The sequence below is a fragment of the Variovorax sp. dw_308 genome (assembly GCF_019207085.1).
Lineage (GTDB): Bacteria > Pseudomonadota > Gammaproteobacteria > Burkholderiales > Burkholderiaceae_C > Variovorax.
In genome coordinates, this window is record NZ_JAATOM010000018.1 from 75,806 (window position 1) to 98,248 (window position 22,443).

Genomic DNA, 22,443 nt, shown 5'->3' on the forward strand with positions numbered 1-22,443 from the left:
TGCCTCGCTGTCAACGGTGGCAGCAACTCACGAAATGAAACACCCGGCCTGGCGCGGAGCGCCTACCGCGAGAGCGGTTTAGTCCAAAGACTGATTGCAGCCGCTCGGCCTTCGCGGGTTGGACGTCCGCAATCTCCGCCAGCAGACATCGCGCCAGACTCGCGGCGTTGCGCCTGCCACCCGCTACTTCTTCTTCGATCTCGAGTGGAACCTCAGCACGCCGTCCAGCTCCTTCAGTCCGTCATCGTCTTCTTGCGTCGGTGTGCCGCTCCAGTTTTTGACGGGCTCGTCCGGTCCACTGTCCTGCTCGAACCAGATCAAGGAAAACGTCTCCTCGAAAGTGGGGTAGTGCTTCGCCAGCTCTGTCAGCTCGTAGCCCTTCGGCCAGTCCCGAAACCATACATCTTGCGAGACGCGTGAGTCTTCGCCTGACCACTCACCACCCTGAATCAGTCTAAGGGCGACCGATTCGTGAGGAATCGGGGAGCGCATCTCGACCCACGCGTTAAGGTCCCGAAGTGCCTTCGACCGTGAGGCGTACCGGACGACCGTCGAGTTCATGAAGACGAACGCGCACGGGTAGTCCGTCACGGCGGCAAGACGTGAAGCGCACGCGGCAAAGGAAGCGCCATACTTCGCGCGCAACCGCTCGACCAAGTCGAACGATGGTTCCTCCTGGTCAACGTCGAGCTTGAAGACATCGAATGGCATCAGCAGCTCGGAAGCGAAGATGTCGCAGGCGATTTCGTTGTCTTCACGCTTCGCGTAAGACCAGGAGGGCGTTTCCTGGTGATTCGAAGCGAGCCCTAGGACGAGGTGTGCCACTTCGTGGCACACCGAAAATCGCTGGCGTTCGCGGCGCTCCACCTCGTTGATGACGATCGTGGACTTCCCGTTTCGTCGCGTGAGTGTGTAGCCAGATTCGCCGTCGCCCATTTCTTCATAGGTGATCTTGGCGTCCACCTTCCGCGTGTATACCGACAGATCCTGGTCGATGTTGGATAGATCCAAACCGCGCATGAACTGGCGCGCTTTCGACCTGATGGACACCTCGTCGATCATGCGTCGTCTTCCAGCGCCCTGCGGACTCGCGCTTCCAACGCCTGCATGTCCGGTCGCCCGCTCCCACGGTTCCTCATGGTGGCGCCCATCTCGAACATCTCCGCGGTCATGTCGGTCTGAAGCACGTGCTCTACCCAGTCGGGGTTCACGTCGTTGCTCATCATGAATTGAGCCATCTCCACCTCTCGTGGCTTGGCTTTGAGCACGCGCAGCAGTCGCGCGAGTAGCTCCTCGGAAGGGGACTGCTTTTCCCCTGTTTCCAATCGGTAGACATACGTGTGATCGACGTCTGCGAGCTGCCCCAGCTCGCGCGACGAGAGCTCGCGGGCTTCGCGCAACTTGCGCAAGAGTGTCCCCAGGCCGGACTTCGTGATCAAAAACATTCCCTTCCGATTGAAATCAGCATAAACTGTTGCCTGCGCAGGCAACAGATGCGAAATTTATCTGGGCGACACACCTCTCAGACAGATCGGATGATGTTGCTTACGCAGACAGTATCCGACTATGCCACCCGGCTCTTGCGACTGCAAGCGCGCACTTCGAAAGGACGATTTCATGGCGAAGAACAAGCCCATCGGCGACAACGCCCGGGTCGGAGCGGTCCGGGACCGCTCGCAAGTCTTCAACCCCCAGACGCAGGTCTGGACGAAGCGCGATACCTCGAACGGCCGCTTCATGGATCAGAAGGCTGACGGCGACCCGTTCAAGGGCGTTCGCAAGGAAAAACCTGTGAAGTAAACGCGGTGGGTCAGGCCGCCGCGTGCGGTCTCCCGCCCACCCACCGGAGATGTGCATGCACCGCGACCTTCCCATCAACCCTGTGCGCCGCCGCTTCTCGGCCGGCGCGTCTGCCAAGTTTGTCTTCCTGGCCGAAGCCATCGGCCGCGTCTACGAGCCGACGCAGACGCAGCTCAGCGATCTCGACCGCGCTTACCAGAGCACCGGCGAGTACCTAGCCGCCTGCGCGGAGTTCGAGGGACTTCTATATCGGGTGCACGCGTACGGCTCGCGACAACTCGGCACGATGGTGCGACCGATGGATCCGCTGCGGGAGGGGTACGACGTCGATCTGGCTGCCTGCCTCGCACGCGAGGGGCTTCTGCGCTACGGTGGTCCCGGCGGGCCCGCGCGTCTCATCGAACACATGTACGTTGCGCTGAAGCGCTACGCCGATCGTCACGACCTGAAGCTCGCGCGCAACGACCGGTGCGTGACGATGACCTACGCCGGCGGGATGAAGGCTGACTTCTCATCCATCATCGACGATCCGTCCCAAGTCGTCCTGTACGGTGACACCCACGGGCGCATTCCCGACCGCGACCTGCAGCGCTACCTTTCCACGAACCCGCGCGGCTATTGTCAGGCTTTCGACAAGGCCGCTCTTATCGCGCCGACGTTCGAAGGCAGGGCAGCGCTCAACGCCACATTCGACTCGATGCGCAAGTCGGAGCTCATCCCGCTGCCTGATGCCGACGAGGTGTTCGCCAGGCTGCTCTCGCGGCTGGTCCAACTCACCAAGATCAATCGCAACATCGCGTTCGGTGCACCTCGAGACGGCGCAAACCTCGCGCCGTCTTCCAGCATCTTGACCACGCTGGTCGCGAACGCCTACGCGATCGAGGCGCCGAAGCCGCACGATGGCCCTATGGATCTGCTGCTCGATATCGTTCAGCTGATGCCAACGCTCATCAAGCGCTTCCCGATGCCCGACGGCAGCGAATTCTGGTACCTGGACAACCCCACCGCGCAGAACGACAACTTGGCCGCCTGCATGGACACTCAGGCCAAGCAGAAGGCATTCGATGCCTGGCACGAGCGACTAGTGATGGACCTCAACGCTCTCGTCGACGCCATCGACCAAGGTGCCGGCATGGATGTCGTCGCTCGTGCTGTCGAGCGGGTCTTCGGTCCTCGGGCGCAGGCGGCCGTGCTCGAGAACAACGCGCAGCGACGCGAAGCCAATCGATCGGCCGGCCGAGGAATTTTGGTTCTCGGATCCGGTGCCGGAGTGACGATGGCCGCGCGCGCCCACACCAACTACGGTGACTGAATGCGCATGGTGCCGCCCGTCCGGGTTCCTACGCTTGCGCAGCGTGCGATGGAACTGCGTGCGCTGAACTTTCCCGATGCGCGCGTGCGACTCCTCCAGGGGCGTGAGCTTCGCTTCGATTTCTCGATAGCGCCGACAGTGTTCGCACGTCTCTACCGGTGCACGTTGCTGCTGACGCCAGCGAGGTCCCCGGTGATGTTCGTCGTGAAGCCAGACTTGTGCGCACTGGCCGACGGGCGGCCCTTGCCGCACGTCTATCACCACGACGGTCCGGGCACCTGCTTGTGCCTGTGGTTGCCGCGCAAGAAGGAGTGGGTTCCGCAGATGGGGCTGCTAGAGACCTACTTGGCCTGGACCGGCGAGTGGCTGAACTATTTCGAAGAATGGCTCGCCACGGGCGAGTGGGCGGGCGGCGGAGAACACCCGCCGCCGCGAAAAAAGCGGCGGCGCGAAACAACCGGAGCAGTCAATCCATGAGCACTATCGCCGAACGGCAACTCCGACCGGAGATGCTTAGCCTCGTGCGGGCGCGAACGTTGGTCTACCGACGTGCCAAGCATTGCCAAGCAGTTGTCCTGGGGCTGAACTTGACGCTGCCGGTCGCGTCGGCAATCGCGGCGGCGCTGATGCCTACGGCGCGCCCGGCGATCGCGCTGGTCGCGGTCATCCTGGGCATCTTCGACTTAACCGCGATCGAAGGCTGGATCAAGTCGCGTCTAAAGGTCGGAGCGAGGCTGCAAGAAGAGTTCGACTGCGAGGTTCTCGACATCGACTGGAATGCGTTTGTTGCGGGCGCCAAGGTCGACGCCGAAGAGACCTTCGAGGATGGGCGGTGTACGTTAGACGCCGACGGCGAGAAACGACTGCGCGACTGGTATCCGACCAGCGTGGCAGACGTCCCCGTTGAAGTCGGCCGGCTGATCTGCCAACGCGAGAACTTGGTCTACGACAGCGACCTGCGCCTGGCTTATCGCAGGCTGTTGTTCTGGTTCATCGTTGCCTTCGTGGTTGTGGCGAGCGGGGTGAGCCTGGCCATCAACCTCTCGTTCATATCGTTTGTGCTTGCGTCGGTGCCGGCGGCTCCAGCCTTGACCTGGGCGCTGCGCGAGCGCTGGAGGCAGGGCGACACCATCGAGACGTTGGCCCGCCTGAAGGCCGAGTCCGAGAAGCTCTTGATGGCGGCCATCACCGGCATCGACTCCGTCGAGGGACGGCGTCGTTCCCGCGAACTGCAGGACGCCATCTTCGGCCACAGGGCGACGGGCTCGCTCGTTTTCGAGTGGCTATACAACCGCGTGCGTCCACGTCTTGAGTCGAAGCTGATTCACGGCGCGGAACACTGGGTGAACCTATACAAGAAGGCCGTAACATGAGAGTGAGCGTGCCGCCACAGTTCAACCTTCTTGCCTTGGGCGCAAGAATTCAGCCGCAGGGCGGCGAACTGCTCGCGGCGCGAGCTCACCGGATGTCGAGTCGCGCGCGCCTGGAGAAGTCGTTTTCGGTCAGCGGCGTCCGACCCATTGGCAGCCACGCACGTGGGACAGCCATCCGTTGGTACAGCGACCTGGACACGATGGTGATCATGCGCAAGGCCGAGGTGATGCGGAGCGGCAAGCTGGTCTCGTCGGACACGCTGCTACGTAGAATCCTCGACGACCTCGGTGAACGCTATCCTGCTTCGACGGTGTACAAGGACGGCCTGGCGGCAGTCATCGAGTTCGGTGGCAGCAAGCAAAGCCTTGACATCGTGCCGGGCATCTTCGTCCGATTCAATGCTGGCCGGCCAGTGTTCTTGATTCCAGACGGCATGGGTGGTTGGTTCGAAAGCAGCCCTCAGGTGCACGATCGCTACTTCGAGCAAGCTCACGAACGCAGTGGCAACAAGCTTGCGAAGGTCTCGCAACTGCTGAAGTGGTGGAAGCATGCGCGCACGCCTTCGCTGCCAATCCACAGCTTCTACATCGACATGGTCCTTGCGTCTTGCGGCATCTGCCTGCCGGCAAAAACGTACGCGAGCTGCCTGCGAGACTTCTACCGTGTGCTCAAGGATGGCAGCTGCGGAGCGCTAACGGACCCGTGTGGGATCGCCGGTGACATTCGATCCACGGACACTGAGGTGCAACGTCAGTTCCTACTCAAGGCGGCTGAGTACGCCGCCTTCCACGCGGACGTTGCTCTTGCCGCAGAGGCGCGCCGGGACTTCGAGGAAGCCAATCGGCAGTGGGGCCTCGTCTTCAATGGTGAGTACTAGAGCGTTCTGGGTTGGCGAATGCGGTTCGTTCGTGCGCAGGGCCGATTGCGGCCCATTGACCTTGCCTGCCTCTGGATCGCTTCACAGCAGGTTGCGGACGAAGCTCTGCGAGGTCGCGTGCTAGCAGGATGCGGAAATACTCCCCTCCAAAGCGAGGCATCTTCTTCGGCGAAGGTCCGCTTTTCACATGGTGCAGTGAGCGGCGATTTTGGGAGCCGTTTCCGCTGATTTGAGGGTGTTTTGCAAGCCTCTGATGGCCTCAGAGCCCCTGCGGACGGATTTGCCCCAACGAGCGCATGCGCGTCAAGTTGTACGCCGTCATCGTCAGCACGAACAGGTGGTCCACGCGCTTGAGTCCACGCACCATCACCTGACGAATTCCGCCCACCGTCTTGGCCCAGCCAAAGCCCTGCTCGATGAGCTTGCGTTTGCGCTGCGACAACGCATAGCCCTCGCTCGCAGCGATGGCATCGGGCACTGCTGAGCGCCGCCCGGAAGTGTTCTGGGCCACGTGCGGTATCACGCCCATGTCCTGGCACGCCTGGACGAACTCCTGCGCGTCGTACCCCTTGTCCGCACCGAGCGTGACCGCGGCATCCGGACTCGCGGTGGCCTGACGGGCGTCCCTGATCATGACCTTGGCCGCTTCGCGTTCGGCAAAGCCATCGGCTTGTGTGACCATCGCGTTAGCGATCAGGCCGTGGCGGTTGTCCGAGAGGGTATGGCCCATGTAGCGCAACTCGCTGGCGGTCTTGCCCTTGCGGTACAGCCGCGCATCGCCATCGGTGCGCGAGGCGTGGGTGTCGTTGCTGCGGGTCTGACCTTTGAAGCTGGTGCTGCCGGTCGAGTCGTTGCCCGCATCATCATCGCTGCCGTCCTTGCGCACGAAGCTCCTGTGGCTGGCCCACGCCTGGATAAGGGTGCCATCGACGCTGAAATGTTCTCCCGACAGCCAGCCTTTGCGACCAGCTGTCTCGACGATGTGGTTGAACAGTTCGATGATGGCGTCATGCTCGATCAGGCGTTCGCGGTTCTTGGTGAAAGACGCTGGGAACCCAGACCGCATCGTCCATGGCCAGGCCGATGAACCAGCGAAACAGGAGGTTGTATTGAGTCTGCTCCATGAGTTGGCGCTCCGAGCGAACGCTGAAGAAGATCTGCAGCAGCATCGCGCGCAGCAGCTTCTCTGGAGCGATGCTGGGGCGCCCGCCCTTGATGTCGGCCTCGTACATGCCGGCGAACAAGTCGTCCATCTTGAGCAGCGCTTCATTGACCATCGCGCGGATAGGACGCAGCGGGTGATTGGCGGGTACGAAGTCCTCCAGGCGGCGCATCGTGAACAAGCTCTCGGTGAAGGTATCGGCTCCGCGCATCGTCTGGGGTCTTGGATTGCAACTGTCGGGGGATCAACTTCTAACGTTCGAGGGCTGTCACGCGTCGACCAATTGCAGAGGTATTTCAGCACCCTGCTAGGGTCGTTCCAGGTTGATTGCGATCTTCTCTGATTGCAATTATCGGGAGGTTTGATCGCGGCAAGACACCCGGATACCGCCATCGCCGGCCCATGAAGCAGACGGACGATGCGGGCCGCAAGTGCGAACGACCCGTCTGATCGGCTATGTTGTAGCCCCCGCAGCCAACTTGCTCAACGACAAGAATGTCCACGCAATACGATCCGTACGACTTCATTCGTAGCCTGACCTTCGAAAGTGCTATCAAGTGGCGGGACCTCTATGGCCCCAAAGTCCATGTGGACCCGAAGGTGGAGCCCTTTTTGCGCCAACGAATCTACCGGTACATGCCGCCCGAAGTCGAAGCGTTGCGGCTCCTTCGCGATCACACGATGCGCTTCGACCACCCCTCGGTGTGGTCGAAGAAGGGCGACAAGTTCGAGGGGTACGTGGCGAAGAAGCTATTTGGTCGCGGGTCGCCATTCGAGCGGATGGCGGTCTACGCGAAGTGCTTCACTTTTCACTATGCGTCGGAAGCGTTTTGGCGAATCAACAAGAACCGGGTACGACTCGACTTCACGAGCCTTCATGACCTGATCCTTTGCTTGCGCGATGCGACGCTCGCAGATGGCGGCGGGCTGCCTCCGAAGCTATTCGTGGGGCGCGTGCGATATATGCAGCCTGAAGCGATTCACGATGCGATCGACGACGAACTAAGCGGGCCCCGCGCGTCACTGAGCAGGTATGCCGCAGAATCCATTCTGATGAAGCGCATCGGGTTCGGACATGAGAACGAGGTGCGAATTTTCTACGTGAATGACGGAGCGTTTGATGGAGACGCGTTGGACGTGAAGTTGCCCGCCAGACCGCCAGTTCGCGGGCTCGCCTTGATTGATCCATATATGCGGGGCGGGCTGGCATTGGACAAGATTAAGAAGGACCTTGCGCCCTACGTGAATGCGCGGCGCTCGGCGTTCAACTTGGACCCCGACAGATAGCAGCACCTCCCGAGGCGCACGGGTACAAGAGTGGCGTAGGTTGCCTTCAAGGCTGACTTGAATTTCCCAGTTGGGCGTGGATGCGCTCCATCTGCTCAAGGGCACGACGCTCCCGTGTTTCGTGCTCCTCCAACAGCTCGGACGCCCGCTCTTTCAGCCGACCGCGAAGTTGTCGGTCGCGGGGCGCGGGCGCTCAGGCGACGTCGTGCAGCAGCAGGCCGGCGTTGAGCCCGTCGATGTGCTCGGCATCGACATCCATCACCAGACGGGTTCGCTGTGGCGTCGACCAGACCGTCATGAACTGTATGGGAACGTCGTCCCGGCGGTGCAGCAGGCGCTCGACCTTCAGCACCGCCGAATTCACTTCGACCTGCAGCGCCGCGGCGACGACCGGATCGGCCAGCGCGGCATTCACCTGTTGAACGACGCGGCCCAGATTGTCGCCACCGGCGATCAACTCATAGAGCGGGCGTGAGCGCAGAGCCTCGCGCGTGACCGAAGCCGCCACCTCCTGAGGGATCCAGGCATCCAGCAGCATGACCGGCAGGCGTGATCTGGAGCGCACGCGCACCACGTGGAGGGCGCTCGCGGAAGTGTCGATGCGCAGCGCCTGCGCAACCGTGTAGGGGCAGCGCTGATGGTCGAGCGAAAGCACCTTCACCGTGGTCTCGGCCGACTGCCGGCGCAGATCGTCGACGAATCCGAGATTAAGCAGCTGGTTCGGCGCCGGTTGCTCGGCCGTCACGAAAGCGCCGGCGCCTTGTTCGTTGCGCACCAGGCCTTCGGCTTCCAGGTCGGTGAGCGCGCGGCGCACCGTGATTCGCGACACCGAGAACTGGGTACAGAGCGCGTCCTGCGTCGGCAGCTTGTCGCCATTGCGCAGGCGGCCGGAAACGATCTGCTCCTTGAGCAGGACGAAAAGCTGCCGATGCAGCACGGTGCCGTTGGCAGTCAGCTTGATCGCTCTTGTCGTCATCGACGGCAAGTGTGCCAGCAAAGCCGAATGGTCTTGCCAGCCGATTCATGGTCATGTTGTAATGTACACATACCAAGTTAGGGATCCACCGAAATTGGTCCATCAGGAGACAAGCCGATGAAGTCCGCAGCAGCAGCCCTGCGCGAAAGCGCGCCAACCGCGACCCCCGCCGCCGGCGCCGGCGCCGTTCCAGGAGGCGTTCCGATCTCGACTGCGCGCGGCGGGACCGGGTCCGAATTCACCGCGGCGCAGCGCCTCGACCGCCTGCCGGAGACACGCTTCCATCGGCGCATGGCGGCCATGATCGGGCTCGGCCTGTTTTTCGACGGCTTCGATCTGTACATGGCGAGCGGCGTCATGGTCGCGCTGGCGTCGATCGGCTGGTCGGACATGCAGTCGAACGCCTACTTCGCTTCCGCAGGCGCCGTCGGCACGTTGATCGGTGCCTTCATGTCGGGCTGGCTCGGCGACCGCTTCGGCCGCAAGTTCACCTTCCAGTTCAACCTGGCGCTGTTCGGCATCACATCGCTCGCCGCGGCCTTCGTGCCGTCGATGAACTGGCTGATCGCGCTGCGCTTCCTGATGGGCATCGGGCTCGGCGCCGAGATCGTGGTCGGCTACGCGACCATCTCGGAATTCGTTCCGCCGCGTTCGCGCGGGCGCTGGGGCGCGGTGCTGTTCTTCCTCGCCACGGCCTCGCTGCTGGCCTCGAACGCGATCGCCTACCTCGTCATCCCGACTCTCGGCTGGCGGTGGATGTTCGCCATTGCGGGGCTGGGCGGGCTGTGCGTGTGGATCATGCGCAAGAAGATGCCGGAGTCGCCACGCTGGCTGGAGTCGGTCGGACGCCTCGTCGAAGCGAGCCGTATCGTCGACGAGATCGAGGCCGAGGTCATTCGTGAAACCGGCCGACCGCTGCCGATACCGGCACGGGCCGCGGTGCTGGCACCGACCAGCTTCCGCGCCAGCGATCTCTTCAGGCCGCCGATCCTGCGCTCGACCATCCTCGGCATCGTGTTGAACATCGTGGCGCTCAGCGCGCTCTACGGCTTCATCATCTGGCTGCCGACCTTCTTGATGAAGCAGGGCTTGTCGGTCGGCGCGTCGCTCGGCCACACGACCTTGATTTCCGCCGGCAGCCTGGTCGGTGTCTTGCTGGCCGGATTCATCGCCGACCGTTGGAGCCGCCGCAAGTGGATCGCCAGCGCAGCGGTGGTGGCGGCGGTCTTCGGCTGGTGGTATGCCAATGCCGGTTCGCTCAACGCAACCACCGCCGTCGGCGTCTGCCTGATCGCGGCCATGTACTTCGGTTCGACCGTCGGCTTCTCGACCTATGTGCCGGAGCTGTTCCCGACCGAACTGCGGTTGCGCGGCACCGGCATCTCGAGCGTCGCCGGGCGCGCCGCATCGATCGTCGCGCCGCAGGCCGTCGCCGCGCTGTTTGCCTTCGGCGGGGTCAACGCGGTCACTTACACGATCGTCGCCTTGTTGCTGGCGCAGGCCGTGATCGTCGGATTCCTCGGCCTGGAGACGACGGGCCGTTCGCTCGACACACCGTTCGCCGGTCATTGACCCTTCGCCAACCCTCCGGAAAGAAAAGGAAAAGGATTTCCCATGACAAGACTCGACATCGCCGGCGACGCCCGCCGCACCATGGATGCCATCAAGCAGGGCGGCATCGCGATCGTGCCGAACGACACCGGCTATGCGATGTGCGGCGCCTCGATGGACCCGCTGCGGCGCATCTACGACACCAAGCGCCGTGGCGGCCACAAGCGCAACGCGATGGCGGCCGACCTCGAGACACAGCGCGAGCTGCACACGCTCGACCGCCGCGCCCAGCAGATGGTCGAGGCCATCGTGGTCGACCACGACCTGCCGCTCGGCGTCATCGGCAGCTTCCGTGCCGACCATCCGCTCTTGCGCAAGCTCGATGCCGACGCGGTGCGCGCCAGCACCGCGGTAGGGACGATCGGCACCTTGCTCAACGCCGGCGCATTTCATGCCGAACTGTGCCGACTGAGCCGCGAAGAGGTCGTGCCGCTGTTCGGCTCTTCGGCCAACCTTACGGGCACCGGCACGCGCTTCCGGGTCCAGGACATTCCTGACGAGTTGAAGCGGATCGCAGACGTCACCGTCGACTACGGCCTGCGGCGCTATCACATCTATCGCCGTGCGGGCACGTTGATCAACTTCGACACCATGCAGGTGGTGCGCATCGGCGCCTGCTACGAGCTCATCTCCGGCGTGCTCAAGCGCTGGTTCGACGTCGAGTTGCCGCCCGATCCGGGCGTGGATGCACTGCCGTCCGGCCACTTGAACGAGTTCGCGCTCAAGGACGTCGAATAGACAGGAAGACACATGACCACCGGTACGATTTCCAAGGCGCAAGACCCTGCTGCCGGCAAGCGCCCGCCGGGGCGCGATGCCTCGGCCTGGACTGTGCACGACCTCACCATCGATGCACGCTGGATCCACCCGCTCGATGCCGAGGACCGCGCCGACCTGCTGACCGTGCTGCGCGCCGGCCATCGGCCCGGACAGCCGCTGCTCGACTATCGGCGGCGTGACTTTCCTTTCGGGTCGCGCGTGCTCGCCAAGCTGAAGCGCGCCTTCGAGGACGCGCTCAACGGCCGCGGCGTCGCACTGGTCAAGGGCCTGCCGCGCGAGGGCGTGTCGCCCGAAGAGTTCGAGCTGCTGACCTGGGCCATTGGCCTGCACGTCGGCGTCGCGCGGCCGCAGGACAAGCTGAGTCGGTACATCAACATGGTCAAGGACGTCGGGGCCGATTACCGGAGCCCGACCGGGCGCGGCTATTCGTCGCGCGCGCAACTCGATTTCCATATCGACGGCGCCGACATCGTCGCGCTCAGCTGCTACAACCAGGCGCCCGAGGGCGGCGACAGCATGTGCACCAGTTCCGTCGCCGCCTATCGGCAGCTGCTGATCGAGCGGCCCGATCTGGCCGAGGTGCTGCGCGAGCCGTTCCCGTTCAGTCGTCAGGGCGAGCAGAAAGAGGGCGAGGTCGCGTTCCGCCAGACGCCGATCTACGACCTGCGCGGCGACAACGTCTTCTGCGGCTGGAACCGCAATCGCGTGATCAACGGCGCCAGGCTGCCGAACGCGCCCGAGATCAGCGCCACGCAGCACGAGGCGATGGACTCCCTCGACGAGATCCTGCGCCGTCCGAATCTGATGTACCTCATGCGTCTGGAAGCCGGCGACCTGCAGTTGCTGAGCAATCACACGGCGCTCCATTCACGCACCGAGTTCCGCGACGACGAGGCCGAGGACAAGAAGCGCACGCTCTACCGCCTCTGGCTGTCGATGCCCGACGCGCCGCCGCTGCCGCCTTCGCTGGCCGCCTTCTGGGGCGCGATCGAGCCCGGCATCGTGCGCGGCGGCATCGAGGGGCATCACTACGACGACGCCTGCCAGCGCTTTGACTCGGCGCAGGCCGAGGCGATGGGCATGCGCTTCGATCCGCAGGGGATGGGGCTCTGACATGGCCGGCGAGACCGACGGAGTCCTCGATTCCGAACAACAGACAGCCGTGCGCTGCGTGCTGATGCGTGGCGGCACCAGCAAAGCGTTGTTCTTCCATGAGCGCGATCTTCCGGCGCCCGGCAGCGCCCGCGACCGGTTGCTGAAGCGGGCGATGGGCACGCCCGACGTGATGCAGATCGACGGCCTCGGCGGCGCGCGCCTGGTGACGTCGAAGGTCGCGATCATCCGGCGTTCGGCTCGCGACGATGCCGACGTCGACTACACCTTCGGTCAGATCGACGTCGATCGCGACGGCATCGGCTATGACGGCAATTGCGGCAACATCTCGTCGGCGGTCGGGCCGTTCTCGATCGACGAAGGGCTGGTCGAGGCGGTCGCGCCGGTGACGACGGTCCGGATCTGGAACACCAACACCAAGAAACACCTGGTCGCGAAGGTGCAAGTCGCGAACGGCAAGGCGCGCGTGGCGGGCGACTGCCGCATTCCCGGCGTTCCGGGCAGCGGTGCCGAGATCCTCATGGACTACACCGGCACCGTCGGTGCCGCGACCGGCCGCCTGCTGCCGACCGGCGAGGTTATCGACCGCATCGCGCTGCAGGACGGGCGGGTGGTCGAGTCCACGGTCTGCGACGTGGCGAACCCGTGCGTCTTCGTCGCCGCCGCCGATCTGGGTCTGAGCGGCAGCGAACTGGCGCCGGCGATCTCGGAGAACGCGGTGCTCGTCGCCACCATCTCCGAGATCCAGGCCAAGGTCGGCGAGCGGCTGGGCTTCTGGGCCGACTGGACGAAGATCGACCGGCCCGGCCTGCCGCTGATGGTGATCGTGGCACCGCCGGCCGACTACATCGACGCCAACAGTCAGATCCAGCCGGCCAAGTCGATGAGCCTCCGCGCGCGCCTGGTCTTTCTGGGCAAGTGCCACGACAGCATGGCCGGGACCGGATCGATATGCACGGCGGCAGCGTCGCGCATCCCGGGGTCGGTGGTGCAACGGCATATTGACAGCGCCAACATCGCGAGCGAGTCGCTGCGGATCGGCCATCCGCTCGGCGTCATGTCGGTGCGGGTGGAGGCCGAGCCCGGCGCCAGTGCGGCCGAGACGCGCTACCGGGCGCTCGGGCTGGCCCGTACGGCGCGGCGCCTGATGGCGGGCGAGGTCTACGTTCCGATCGACTGAGCCTCTGCCCCGGACAGTCCTACGGCGCCAGCACGCAGAGCGCCACGATCTCGTCCAGCGAGTCTGCACTCTCCAGCGCCATCACCCGCTCGACGATCCGTTCGGCCTCCTCGGGCCGGATCGCGCGCGTCGCATTGGCCATGAATTTGGCCTTCAGCGCGGAGAAAGGCAGCGGCACGTCCGGAGTACCGAGGCTCGCCGCCTTCCGGCAGCGCAGCCGCTCGCTTCTTGGCGCTGACGGGATGGGTACCTAACCTCACATGCCCTGGACTTCCTCCTCCGAACGCGGCCCTGCGGCGGGGGGCACACGCCGACCGGGTAGCATCGCTGGCCAACGAAACGGCTCATTCGCCCTTGAGCCTCTTGACGAACGCCGCGCCGGTGAGCAATTCCAGTTGCGCCTCCAGGCGAATGACTCGCCCGGTCAAGTCCTCGATCTTCTGCTGCTGAGATTTCATCGCCTCCGCTTGGCGATTCACCTTGTCCTCGAGCTTCACCATCGACGTCAGCGCGCCCCAGACCCTGTCGGTGATCCCCATCTCACGCGACCTTGCGTTGCGCAGTCTTGGACGCCTTTGCTTCCATGGCGGCGATGCGCTGGTTGCTCGCAGCGATGAAGTCGAGCGCATCATCAATCGCCCGGCCCGCGCGATCGGCTGCGGCCTTGGCTGCATCTGCAAGCGTACCCAGATCTGCGTCGGACTCCGACGCTTCGTACGCGAAGGCGCCGCGTCTCATCAATTCGGAGACCGGCAGGTCCAGCCGCTTTGCCTTGGCCGCGATCGCTCGCTTATCCTGCGGTGTGGTCTGCACCACGATTCGCTCGACGGCAGTTGCCATGATCCTGCTCCTGGTTGATCTCATGTACATGGACATGGTATGGACATCAAGCTCCTGCGTCAAGCGCCGAGCCGGGATTTGCTGCCAGGCGCATACGGGCCGTCGAGTTTCGCCGTGCGGATCGGTCCCGACGGCGAGGCAGCCTCAACAGCGAAACATGTCATGCTAGCGATTGTCCACCTGCCTCCGGGTGTAGGTACGGGACAACCTTTGGCAGTGGTCGCCGTTGCGCCATTGCTGCGCCGCAGACGGCTCGATCGCCAAGCTCGGCCAGTCGCTCGATGCGGCGGCGGGCTTGCTGTTGCGCGTCGTGTTCAGGCCCGTGTCACCGGCCGCCATGTCGGCGGTTGTATGGCTTGCTAACGCCCGGTTGTGTTTAGGGTTGTGGGATACCTGCCCGGAGACTGGCGCAAGTGATGCACGACACGACCGTAGGGCAGGTGTCGCACAAGCCTCGAGGGAGGAAACCGCGGAGGCAAGCCCAGCGCGCGTGTTCAGGGCGTGGAAGCTATGGGGATTCGGGCGTGCGCGGGTTGGTCCTTGGCTGCGGGTGACCGATATGCGCATACCCAGCTTGTCCGGATTGATCCTTCGCAGTGCTACGCCGCGCATGCTGCAATGCGCGCCAGCGGCTGCATTGAACTGATGGCTGGTGGCGGCACGCGTTGACCCCGCTGACGAGCGCACCGCTCATCGGCACCGAGTCCAGTTGGGATGTAGAGCCGGTCATGGCGGTGGGGGTGCGCGGATCGGCGCACTCTGAGCAAAGGTCTGCACGATGACCATGACGTGGCCGCAGTGTCGGCAGATGAAGGTGGGACGTACGGAGTGAAGATCTGTAGCGACTTCGGTGCTGTTGTCCATCTCGGTTGGCACTGGCACCGCATGCAAGAGTTCGCGCGCTGCCGCCAGACTCGCCTTGCGCGAGCCATTGGCCAATAACCCGTAATGGCGAATCGATGGAAGCCACCGGGCAGCACATGCAGCAGGAACCGGCGCATGAACTCCTGGGGCGACAGCGTCATGGCCTTGTAGCGCGTCTTGCCCTTGGCGCGGTAGTCCTTCCACCGGAAGCTCACGCCGCGCTCGTCCAGCGCAAGCAGGCGGCTGTTGGAGATCGCCACCCGGTGGGTGTAGCGAGACAGGTAGGCCAGCACGGTTCTGTCGCAGTAGGCCGACCGGCGAGAATGTCCCCATGGTCCCGCTGCACATCCAGTTGGCGAATTCGACGCTGCGCCGCGTGATCAAGCGGCTGCACTTTCCGCTGGAAGTGATGCTGGTCTGCGTACGCTGGTACGCGGCCTACCCATTGAGTCTGCGCCACATCGAAGAGATGATGGCCGAGCGTGGTGTGCTGGTCGATCACGCCACAGTGCATCGCTGGGCGATGAAGATGTTGCCGGGGTTGGCGGCGGTGCTGCGCCGGCGCAAGCTGCCGGTCGGTGCATCCTGGCGCGTTGACGAGACCTACGTGCTGGTGGGCGGCCAGTGGAAGTACTTGTACCGTGGAGTCGACAAGCTCGGGCAGACCGTGGATTTCCTGTTGACTGCACACCGCGACGTGGCTGCAGCCCGGCGCTTCTTCGAGCGCGCGATCGACCTACATGATGTGCCCGCAAGCATCACGATCGACAAGAGCGGCGCGAACACTGCAGCCGTTCGCGGTCTGATTGCCGACAGCGGCGCGGCCATCCAACTGCGGCAGTCCAAGTACCTGAACAACGTTGTCGAGCAGGATCACCGGGCCATCAAGAGGCGAACGCGGCCGATGATGGGTTTCAAGTCGTTCCGGTCGGCCACGAAGATCATTGCAGGCATCGAATCTATGCACATGATCAAGAAGGGGCAACTGGCCCGCCCCGAAGGCCAGGTCGTGTCCGCTGCTGAGCAGTTCTATAGCCTCGCCTTCTGATACCAGTGCCGCGCGTCGGCCTTCGTTCGCCACGACGTCCTTATTGCGACAGAGCCCCCCCTCGACCATCGCCGAAAGCGCTTCTCTGCCAACCCATAGCGGTTTGTTGCGCACTGCGTTGCGTCCTGACAGAGTCATCTGCATCAGAAAGCGTGACGCAGCCCGAGGTCATACCCTCGAGACGACTTGGCCTGAAGCGTGCCACCCGAGACAAACGGCACGCTGCCAACGGCGAGGTCGTAGCCGTTCTTGTTGCTGAGTTGCGCGTAGGTGGCGTAGAGGGCCGTGCGCTTCGACAGGTTGTACACATAGCCCACCGCCCACTTGCTGGCCGTCGGCTCGCCGGTGAGTTGTTGGATGACCCGGTTCGGATCGATCTTCACCTGCGAGTAGGCGGCTCGGATAAGACCGGGGCCGATGGGAACTGTTGCGCCGAGCAGATAGCCGGTCGCGCGCGGCGACGCGTTGATAGTGCCGACCGGTACGATTCCGTCGTTGTCGGTCTTCAGCCTGGCTTTAGAAAACTCCCCGAATAACTTCAGGAGGCCAAAGTCATACGAGCCGCCGAGATTGAAGGTATCGAGCCTGGTCGTAAGACCTGCGAAGTAGGAGTCAGCAATCGTGCTCTCCCCGTACGCAGCGGCCACGTCCAACGCATTGTTGGCATAGCCGAAGCGACCGCCCCAATATCCGCCCGCGCGCGAATTGTTCAGGACCCTCGGCGTCGTGATGCCCGGGTCGTACTTGATTTGCTCATTGAACGCGTACATCACCTGGCCGTAGAACCCCCCCAGATTCGGGGGCAGGATATAGCCGACCGAATTGCTGGCACGAATGTAGGTGCTGTTGGCCTGAAAACCGCTGACTGAGGCCCCGCTGCTGCTGAATCCGTTGGCGGTGGCAATGATGTTGGTGCCAACGCCGTTGGCACTGAAGGGATCGAAGATGAGGTCGTTCCAGAAGGAAGGCGTGTAGTCGCGACCCAGGCGCACTTCGCCGAAGCCGCCCGACAGGCTCACCGTCGAGCGGCGGTTGAAGTAGCCTGGCACGACAGGTGCTGAATTCGCCACGTTGCCACCGATCGTCCCGTCGTCGGGAAAGATTGCCGATTCGAGCCAGAAGGTGGCGGCCAGCCCACCGCCGAGGTCCTCCGTTCCGCGAAAACCGAGACGGCTCTGGTTGTATCCGTTGCTCGCCAGCACCTGGCGACTTGTCTTGGCGGTAATGCCCAAGGGCGTTTCCGACACGTTCTGGTAGCCGCTGACCGATTCATCGAGCACGCCGAACAGGGTCACGGACGACTGTGCGCAAGCCGTCCCGAGCACTGTCAGAGCAGCCAAGCCAACTAATGATTTTTTCATTGCGGGGTTCCTCGTGTTTAAAAAATACGCACTACAGCGAACTGACGAGATGTCCACCGTCGACGGCGAGAACCGTACCTGTCATGTAGCGCGATGCATTGGAGGCGAGCAGGAGCAGCGGCCCGTCCAGTTCCTCGAGTTGCCCGAGACGCCTGGACGGCACGCGCTTGATCAATGCCTGGCCGGCATCGCCCTGCCAGAACTCATGGTTGAGTTCCGTGTCGAAGTAGCCCGGCGCCAGGGCGTTGACGCGGATGCCTTCGCGGGCGAGCTCCAGCGCCATCGACTTGGTGAGCTGGATCAGCGCCGCCTTCGACACGGCGTAGGCGGACACGTGGCCGGCCTGCCGTAGTCCGAGGATCGACGCGACGTTGATGATCGATCCGCGCGTCTCCAGTGCTTTCATGCGCCGTGCCGCGGCCTGCGCGACCATCGCCGCGCCGCGCAGGTTGGTATCGAGCACGCGGTCCCAATCCTCATCGGTTTGGTCGAGGAAGGAGCGCGTGAGGGTGACGCCTGCGTTGTTCACCAGCACGTCCAGCCGGGGCATTGCCTGGATGCACGCGCGAACCTGCTCGGGTTGACTGACATCGAGTTCGAGCGCCTTGGCCTGGGCGCCGCCTTGCTTCAGTTCGGCGACCAAGGCCTCGAGCGCGGCAACTCGCCGGGCCGCCAGCACCACGCTCGCTCCCGAACGCGCCAGCAGGCGCGCGAAGTGGGCACCGAGCCCGCTCGACGCGCCGGTGACCAGGACCGTGATGCCCGACAGATCCGCTTTCAGCATGCCGCGTGTTCCTTCACGCGGCGCTTGATGCCCTTGGCCAACGACCAGCGGTGCACTTCCGAGGGGCCGTCGTAGATGCGGAAGGCGCGGATTTCCCGAAACGCCTGCTCCACCACCGAGTCGCGGGTGACACCCAGCCCGCCGAGTACCTGCACGCATCGGTCCGCGATCCGGTACAGCGCCTCGGACACGGCGACCTTGGCCATGCTGGATTCCTGGGTCCCCTTGGCCCCGCTGTCGAGCACACCGGCACACCAGTCAATCGTCAGTTCGGACTGCTTCAGGTCGATCTCGTTGTCGGCGAGCATGAATCCGACGCCTTCGTGATCGATCAACGGCTTGCCGAAGGCATGGCGGCGACAGGCATAGTCCGTGGCGATGTCATGCGCGCGGCGCGCGGTGCCCCACCAGCGCATGCAGTGCGTCAGGCGCGCCGGCGCGAGCCGCACCTGGGCGTAGTCGAAGCCTCGACCTTCTTCGCCGAGGATCTGGTTTGCCAGCACGCGCACGCGGTCCAGGGCGATGACGGCATGCCCGCCGGGCATCGAGTTGTCGATCGTGTCGAGCACACGCTCGATCGCGATGCCGGGACTGGCCATATCGACCAGGAACATCGTCGCGCGCTCTTCGGTGCGGGCCATCACGATGCCGAAGCCGGCACCGACAGCGCCGGTGATCAACCACTTCCGGCCGCTGATCAGCCAGTCGTTGCCATCGCGCACGGCCTCTGTCTTGAGCATCGAGGGATCCGAACCGGCGCCTCCATCAGGCTCCGTCATCAGGAAGGCCGAGCGCACCTCGCCCGCCGCCAGCGGGCGCAGGAAGCGCTCCTTCTGGGAGGGCGTGGCGACTCGCTCCAGCAGATGCATGTTGCCTTCGTCGGGCGCCATGATGTTGAGCGCGACCGGACCGAGCGGCGAATAGCCCGCGGCGCGGAAGACCGCAGCGGTCTGCAGGTGTGTGAGCCCTTGGCCGCCGTATTCCGCAGGCAATTGCGGCGCCAGCAGGCCGGCATTGCGCGCATGGGCGCGCAATTCATGAACGAGGTCCTCGGAAGGACCATGCCCGTGGTTGCGCGGGTCTTTTTCGTAGGGAATCACGGTTTCGCGCACAAAGCGCAGGACGTGCTGCGCCAGCTCCGCGCCGCAGGCGGAAGGAAGGTGTGAAGTCATGGATGTGTTGTTTGAGAGTCAGCCGGCTTCGCGTGTCGCGATCTCGGCCTGTTGCCACGCCAGTAACGCCAGCGGCTCGACGTTCGTCGCCATTTCGACGGCGCGTGCAGACGATGCGGTCCCGCGCAGCAGGCGCCCCTTGATGCCATGCAGGATGGCCGCGAGGCGGAACATGTTGAACGCGATGTAGAAGGCGTAGCCGGGAATGCCATTCCGCCCGGTGCGCCTTGCGTAGGCCGCGATGTAGTCGGCTTCCGAAGGCAGGCCGAGCAATGCAAGGTCCTCGCCAAGCAGGCCGTTCATGATCGAGGGCGGCAGCCGGTACATCATCGCGTGATAACTGAAATCCGCGAGAGGGTGCCCCAGCGTCGAGAGTTCCCAATCCAGCACCGCCAGGACGCGCGGTTCGGTCGGGTGGAAGATCATGTTGTCGCAGCGGAAGTCGCCGTGGGAGATCGCGGTCTCGTCGCCCGCGGGAACATTCTGAGGCAGCCATTCGACCAATCGGTCCATGTTCGGATCGCGGCCTGCAAGTGCGTCGTCCCGATACTGGCCGGACCAGCGCGCGATCTGCCGCTCGAAATACCCGCCCGCGCGGCCGTAGTCGGCCAGGCCGATCGTTGCTGGATCAATGCCATGCAGGCAGGCGATCGTTTCGTTCATGGCATCGAAATAGGCCGCGCGCTCGGGAGCGGGCACTTCCGGCAGGCGCGGATTCCAGAACACGCGTCCTTCTACGTGATCCATCACGTAGAACTCGGTACCGATCACGCCGCGATCCAGGCACAAGGCGTGCACCCACGGCACGGGAAAATCCACTTCCCGTAGGGCGGCCAGCGCGCGGTACTCCCGATCGATCGCATGGGCGCCCTTGAGCAGGTCACCTGGCGGCTTGCGCCGGAGCACGTAGCTGCAGCGAGCCGTGTCGACACGATAGGTCGGGTTCGATTGCCCGCCCTTGAACTGGCTGACCTGCGGCGTTCCGACGTCGTCATCGACATTCGCAAGCAGCCATTGCGTCAGGCGCTGCTCGTCGAAGCGAAAGGCTTCTCGCACGGGCTCGGCGTCCGGCGCCAGCGCGCAATCGTCGCGCTTCATTGCGGCGCTTCGCCTTCCATGGTGATGCGGTTGAGCACCCGCTCGGCTTCGCCATAGTCGTGAATGGCGTAGTGCATGGTGCATCGGTTGTCCCACATCACGACATCGCCTTGTTGCCACATGTGGCGATAGACGTTGTCCGGGTTCGTCGAGTGCTCGTACAGGAAGTCCAGCAGCGGCCGGCTTTCCTCGTCGGTCATGCCCTCGATGAGTTGCGCCGTCTCGCGGTGACCCACGTAGAGCGCCTTGCGCCCGGTCTCCGGATGGGTGCGCACCAGCGGATGCACGGCGGTCGGCAGGCTGGCCGCGTCAGCGCCCATCATGCGGCCCAGGCGCAGTCCGACGAACTTCACGCGCAGTCCTGCGAGCATGCGCTTCATCGTGGGCGACAGCCGTTCGTAGGCCAGGGACTGATTGCACCACATGGTGTCACCACCGTTGGGAACGGTCACGGCCGACAAGATCGAGATCTTCGGCGGGACCGGCGTGTAGCACGAGTCGTAGTGCCATGCCTCGGTCGACGCGGTCGCCTTGGGGATCTTGGTGACCTGCACGATCTCGGGATGACCGTCCAGGTGCTTGAGCAGCGGGTTGGTGTTCAACGGCTTGCCCCAGCGCCGGCCGAATTCGACCTGGGCTGCCGGCGTCAATTGCTGGCCGCGATAGATCAGCACGCAATGCGCGAGGAAGGCTTCGTGCAATTCGGCGAATGTTGCCTCGTCGATGGGACCGTTCAGGTCGACGCCTTCGACGCTGGCGCCAATGGAGCCGGTCAGTGGTGTTACTTTGAGCTTGGTCATCTGGTCTCCTGGTCTGTGTCAATCAATGGTCAGAACGATCTTTCCGAAGTGTTGGGCTTGCATCATGTAGGCGTGAGCTGCATGGATGTCGTCCAGCGCAAAATTGCTGTCGATGGCCCAGCGGACGCGACCCTCCTTCAGGAAGGGCAGCATGTCGCGCGCGCAGGCCTGCACGCACTGGAGTCGCTCCTGCTCGGAGCGTGTGCGGAAGGTGACGCCGATCAGCTTCAGGCGCTTGAGCCATAGCTGTTCCAGGTCGAGCTGTGCTTCTCGTCCGCCCAGTCTGGCAACGTTCACGTAGCGTCCGCCGACCGCCATGCTCTTGACGTTGGCTTCGAACACCGGTGCGCCGACCAGGTCGATGATTACGTCGACGCCGCGCTTCTCGGTTGTGGACATGACCTTCTCGACCTGCGACTCACGCGACGAATCGATGCCCACGTCGACGCCGAACTCCGCGAGGCGCGCAAGTTTTTCCGCCGAGCGGGACATCGCCATGACGGGGCGGGCCTGCCACAGCGACGCGATCTGCAAGGCTGCCCAGGCCACGCCACCGGATGCGCCGTTGACAAGGATCGACTCGCCCGGCTGCAACTGCCCATTGGTGATTACCGCATCGTGCGCGGTAATGAATGCATTAGGAAACGACGCCGCCTCGGTCCAGGAGATCGTCGAAGGCACCGGCATGATGGCCAGCGGATCTGCAAGGACGTACTGCGCCTGGCACTCGCGACCATGTCCCATGACACGGTCGCCCTCGCGCCATGCAGTGACTTCGCTGCCCACTTCGGCGACTTCGCCAGCGAACTCCACGCCGACTGTCATCGCGTCGCCGCTGCGCTTGTCCTTGGCCTGTGTGATTTCGCCCCGGTTGAGCCCGGATGCGCGTACGCGCACGAGCACCTGTCGGGGACCGACCGTGGGCCTGGCGATCTCTTGCACTTCGATGCGCCCCCCATCGGGGTGTGGAATGACTCTGACTGCTTTCATGAATTTCTCCGAGT

23 protein-coding genes and 2 pseudogenes are annotated in these 22,443 nt (G+C 63.9%); 11 read left to right on the forward strand and 14 right to left on the reverse strand.

Annotation, left to right across the window (positions count from 1 at the left end; translation table 11 throughout):
* Positions 1-183 precede the first annotated feature (183 nt).
* Complete coding sequence (locus tag HCU76_RS26785) at positions 184-1,062, reverse strand: ImmA/IrrE family metallo-endopeptidase (RefSeq protein ID WP_213958035.1); 879 nt, start codon at positions 1,060-1,062, stop codon at positions 184-186.
* A complete protein-coding gene (locus tag HCU76_RS26790; RefSeq protein ID WP_218628315.1) occupies positions 1,059-1,445 on the reverse strand; it encodes a helix-turn-helix transcriptional regulator in 387 nt (128 codons plus the stop codon). The genes HCU76_RS26785 and HCU76_RS26790 overlap by 4 nt, the downstream gene beginning before the upstream one ends.
* Positions 1,446-1,617: 172 nt before the next feature.
* Between HCU76_RS26790 and HCU76_RS26795 the strand changes: the two genes are divergently transcribed.
* Genes HCU76_RS26795 through HCU76_RS26815 form a run of 5 tightly spaced genes read left to right on the forward strand, consistent with a single transcriptional unit; the run spans position 1,618 to position 5,363 of the window.
* Positions 1,618-1,800 (forward strand): hypothetical protein, encoded by a 183-nt coding sequence (locus HCU76_RS26795; RefSeq protein WP_213958036.1) that lies wholly within the window; start codon positions 1,618-1,620, stop codon positions 1,798-1,800.
* 55 nt (positions 1,801-1,855) lie between these two features.
* A complete protein-coding gene (locus HCU76_RS26800) occupies positions 1,856-3,112 on the forward strand; it encodes a nucleotidyltransferase (RefSeq protein ID WP_213958037.1) in 1,257 nt (418 codons plus the stop codon).
* Entirely contained in the window at positions 3,113-3,589 is a 477-nt protein-coding gene (locus HCU76_RS26805) for a hypothetical protein (protein WP_213958038.1), read from the forward strand.
* A complete protein-coding gene (locus tag HCU76_RS26810) occupies positions 3,586-4,485 on the forward strand; it encodes an S-4TM family putative pore-forming effector (protein ID WP_213958039.1) in 900 nt (299 codons plus the stop codon). The genes HCU76_RS26805 and HCU76_RS26810 overlap by 4 nt, the downstream gene beginning before the upstream one ends.
* The gene (locus HCU76_RS26815) at positions 4,482-5,363 is read left to right on the forward strand and encodes a nucleotidyltransferase (RefSeq protein WP_213958040.1); all 882 of its coding nucleotides are present in this window, start codon (positions 4,482-4,484) and stop codon (positions 5,361-5,363) included. Before HCU76_RS26810 ends, HCU76_RS26815 begins: the two co-directional genes overlap by 4 nt.
* Positions 5,364-5,622: 259 nt before the next feature.
* On the opposite strand, the pseudogene HCU76_RS26820 reads toward HCU76_RS26815, so the two are convergent.
* Positions 5,623-6,736 (reverse strand): annotated as a pseudogene (locus HCU76_RS26820) (IS5 family transposase).
* A gap of 284 nt (positions 6,737-7,020) precedes the next feature.
* Here HCU76_RS26820 and HCU76_RS26825 point away from each other — a divergent pair.
* A complete protein-coding gene (locus HCU76_RS26825; RefSeq protein ID WP_213958925.1) occupies positions 7,021-7,812 on the forward strand; it encodes a hypothetical protein in 792 nt (263 codons plus the stop codon).
* Between the two features lie 193 nt (positions 7,813-8,005).
* On the opposite strand, the gene HCU76_RS26830 is transcribed toward HCU76_RS26825, so the two are convergent.
* A complete protein-coding gene (locus HCU76_RS26830; RefSeq protein WP_256354485.1) occupies positions 8,006-8,788 on the reverse strand; it encodes a GntR family transcriptional regulator in 783 nt (260 codons plus the stop codon).
* A 117-nt stretch (positions 8,789-8,905) separates the two neighbouring features.
* Here HCU76_RS26830 and HCU76_RS26835 point away from each other — a divergent pair, with 117 nt between their 5' ends.
* The 4 genes from HCU76_RS26835 to HCU76_RS26850 are packed head-to-tail and all read left to right on the forward strand — an operon-like array spanning position 8,906 to position 13,472.
* Positions 8,906-10,360, forward strand: coding sequence for an MFS transporter (locus HCU76_RS26835; protein ID WP_213958927.1), 1,455 nt, complete (start codon positions 8,906-8,908; stop codon positions 10,358-10,360).
* Positions 10,361-10,402: 42 nt separating this feature from the next.
* Positions 10,403-11,137 (forward strand): Sua5/YciO/YrdC/YwlC family protein, encoded by a 735-nt coding sequence (locus HCU76_RS26840; protein WP_213958928.1) that lies wholly within the window; start codon positions 10,403-10,405, stop codon positions 11,135-11,137.
* A gap of 12 nt (positions 11,138-11,149) precedes the next feature.
* A complete protein-coding gene (locus HCU76_RS26845) occupies positions 11,150-12,292 on the forward strand; it encodes a TauD/TfdA family dioxygenase (RefSeq protein ID WP_213958929.1) in 1,143 nt (380 codons plus the stop codon).
* 1 nt (position 12,293) lies between these two features.
* Positions 12,294-13,472, forward strand: a complete 1,179-nt coding sequence (locus HCU76_RS26850; protein ID WP_213958930.1) for a 2-methylaconitate cis-trans isomerase PrpF family protein — start codon at positions 12,294-12,296, stop codon at positions 13,470-13,472.
* A gap of 19 nt (positions 13,473-13,491) precedes the next feature.
* Here HCU76_RS26850 and HCU76_RS26855 read toward each other — a convergent pair whose 3' ends face one another.
* The 4 genes and pseudogenes from HCU76_RS26855 to HCU76_RS26870 form a co-directional block, all read right to left on the reverse strand.
* The gene (locus HCU76_RS26855; protein WP_213958931.1) at positions 13,492-13,650 is read right to left on the reverse strand and encodes a hypothetical protein; all 159 of its coding nucleotides are present in this window, start codon (positions 13,648-13,650) and stop codon (positions 13,492-13,494) included.
* Between the two features lie 166 nt (positions 13,651-13,816).
* Positions 13,817-14,011, reverse strand: a complete 195-nt coding sequence (locus HCU76_RS26860) for a hypothetical protein (protein ID WP_213958932.1) — start codon at positions 14,009-14,011, stop codon at positions 13,817-13,819.
* A gap of 1 nt (position 14,012) precedes the next feature.
* Positions 14,013-14,312 carry a hypothetical protein gene (locus tag HCU76_RS26865; RefSeq protein ID WP_213958933.1) on the reverse strand — a complete coding sequence of 100 codons (300 nt, stop codon included), beginning with the start codon at positions 14,310-14,312 and terminating at the stop codon, positions 14,013-14,015.
* A gap of 726 nt (positions 14,313-15,038) precedes the next feature.
* Positions 15,039-15,472, reverse strand: a pseudogene (locus tag HCU76_RS26870) (transposase); the annotation flags it as partial.
* 35 nt (positions 15,473-15,507) lie between these two features.
* Between HCU76_RS26870 and HCU76_RS26875 the strand changes: the two are divergent.
* Positions 15,508-16,224 (forward strand): IS6 family transposase, encoded by a 717-nt coding sequence (locus HCU76_RS26875; protein WP_213958934.1) that lies wholly within the window; start codon positions 15,508-15,510, stop codon positions 16,222-16,224.
* A 143-nt stretch (positions 16,225-16,367) separates the two neighbouring features.
* Here the strand turns inward: HCU76_RS26875 and HCU76_RS26880 are convergent, their stop codons facing one another.
* From HCU76_RS26880 to HCU76_RS26905, 6 genes are read right to left on the reverse strand one after another with little or no spacing between them, the layout of a single operon-like run.
* Entirely contained in the window at positions 16,368-17,585 is a 1,218-nt protein-coding gene (locus HCU76_RS26880) for a porin (protein ID WP_213958935.1), read from the reverse strand.
* A 31-nt stretch (positions 17,586-17,616) separates the two neighbouring features.
* Positions 17,617-18,369, reverse strand: coding sequence for an SDR family NAD(P)-dependent oxidoreductase (locus HCU76_RS26885; RefSeq protein WP_213958936.1), 753 nt, complete (start codon positions 18,367-18,369; stop codon positions 17,617-17,619).
* On the reverse strand, positions 18,363-19,541 hold the full coding sequence (locus tag HCU76_RS26890) for an acyl-CoA dehydrogenase family protein (protein WP_213958937.1): 1,179 nt from the start codon (positions 19,539-19,541) through the stop codon (positions 18,363-18,365). Before HCU76_RS26890 ends, HCU76_RS26885 begins: the two co-directional genes overlap by 7 nt.
* Positions 19,542-19,559: 18 nt before the next feature.
* Positions 19,560-20,639 carry a phosphotransferase gene (locus tag HCU76_RS26895; protein WP_213958938.1) on the reverse strand — a complete coding sequence of 360 codons (1,080 nt, stop codon included), beginning with the start codon at positions 20,637-20,639 and terminating at the stop codon, positions 19,560-19,562.
* Positions 20,636-21,439, reverse strand: a complete 804-nt coding sequence (locus tag HCU76_RS26900; RefSeq protein ID WP_213958939.1) for a TauD/TfdA family dioxygenase — start codon at positions 21,437-21,439, stop codon at positions 20,636-20,638. Before HCU76_RS26900 ends, HCU76_RS26895 begins: the two co-directional genes overlap by 4 nt.
* A gap of 18 nt (positions 21,440-21,457) precedes the next feature.
* On the reverse strand, positions 21,458-22,429 hold the full coding sequence (locus tag HCU76_RS26905) for a zinc-binding dehydrogenase (RefSeq protein ID WP_213958940.1): 972 nt from the start codon (positions 22,427-22,429) through the stop codon (positions 21,458-21,460).
* Between the last annotated feature and the right edge of the window lie 14 nt (positions 22,430-22,443).

Bases quoted from the DNA above. Each gene is read 5' to 3' on its own strand.
- HCU76_RS26785 (WP_213958035.1), bottom strand. From the start codon at position 1,062: ATGATCGACGAGGTGTCCATCAGGTCGAAAGCGCGCCAGTTCATGCGC.
- HCU76_RS26790 (WP_218628315.1), bottom strand. From the start codon at position 1,445: ATGTTTTTGATCACGAAGTCCGGCCTGGGGACACTCTTGCGCAAGTTG.
- HCU76_RS26795 (WP_213958036.1), top strand. From the start codon at position 1,618: ATGGCGAAGAACAAGCCCATCGGCGACAACGCCCGGGTCGGAGCGGTC.
- HCU76_RS26800 (WP_213958037.1), top strand. From the start codon at position 1,856: ATGCACCGCGACCTTCCCATCAACCCTGTGCGCCGCCGCTTCTCGGCC.
- HCU76_RS26805 (WP_213958038.1), top strand. From the start codon at position 3,113: ATGCGCATGGTGCCGCCCGTCCGGGTTCCTACGCTTGCGCAGCGTGCG.
- HCU76_RS26810 (WP_213958039.1), top strand. From the start codon at position 3,586: ATGAGCACTATCGCCGAACGGCAACTCCGACCGGAGATGCTTAGCCTC.
- HCU76_RS26815 (WP_213958040.1), top strand. From the start codon at position 4,482: ATGAGAGTGAGCGTGCCGCCACAGTTCAACCTTCTTGCCTTGGGCGCA.
- HCU76_RS26825 (WP_213958925.1), top strand. From the start codon at position 7,021: ATGTCCACGCAATACGATCCGTACGACTTCATTCGTAGCCTGACCTTC.
- HCU76_RS26830 (WP_256354485.1), bottom strand. From the start codon at position 8,788: ATGACGACAAGAGCGATCAAGCTGACTGCCAACGGCACCGTGCTGCAT.
- HCU76_RS26835 (WP_213958927.1), top strand. From the start codon at position 8,906: ATGAAGTCCGCAGCAGCAGCCCTGCGCGAAAGCGCGCCAACCGCGACC.
- HCU76_RS26840 (WP_213958928.1), top strand. From the start codon at position 10,403: ATGACAAGACTCGACATCGCCGGCGACGCCCGCCGCACCATGGATGCC.
- HCU76_RS26845 (WP_213958929.1), top strand. From the start codon at position 11,150: ATGACCACCGGTACGATTTCCAAGGCGCAAGACCCTGCTGCCGGCAAG.
- HCU76_RS26850 (WP_213958930.1), top strand. From the start codon at position 12,294: ATGGCCGGCGAGACCGACGGAGTCCTCGATTCCGAACAACAGACAGCC.
- HCU76_RS26860 (WP_213958932.1), bottom strand. From the start codon at position 14,011: ATGGGGATCACCGACAGGGTCTGGGGCGCGCTGACGTCGATGGTGAAG.
- HCU76_RS26865 (WP_213958933.1), bottom strand. From the start codon at position 14,312: ATGGCAACTGCCGTCGAGCGAATCGTGGTGCAGACCACACCGCAGGAT.
- HCU76_RS26875 (WP_213958934.1), top strand. From the start codon at position 15,508: ATGGTCCCGCTGCACATCCAGTTGGCGAATTCGACGCTGCGCCGCGTG.
- HCU76_RS26880 (WP_213958935.1), bottom strand. From the start codon at position 17,585: ATGAAAAAATCATTAGTTGGCTTGGCTGCTCTGACAGTGCTCGGGACG.
- HCU76_RS26885 (WP_213958936.1), bottom strand. From the start codon at position 18,369: ATGCTGAAAGCGGATCTGTCGGGCATCACGGTCCTGGTCACCGGCGCG.
- HCU76_RS26890 (WP_213958937.1), bottom strand. From the start codon at position 19,541: ATGACTTCACACCTTCCTTCCGCCTGCGGCGCGGAGCTGGCGCAGCAC.
- HCU76_RS26895 (WP_213958938.1), bottom strand. From the start codon at position 20,639: ATGAAGCGCGACGATTGCGCGCTGGCGCCGGACGCCGAGCCCGTGCGA.
- HCU76_RS26900 (WP_213958939.1), bottom strand. From the start codon at position 21,439: ATGACCAAGCTCAAAGTAACACCACTGACCGGCTCCATTGGCGCCAGC.
- HCU76_RS26905 (WP_213958940.1), bottom strand. From the start codon at position 22,429: ATGAAAGCAGTCAGAGTCATTCCACACCCCGATGGGGGGCGCATCGAA.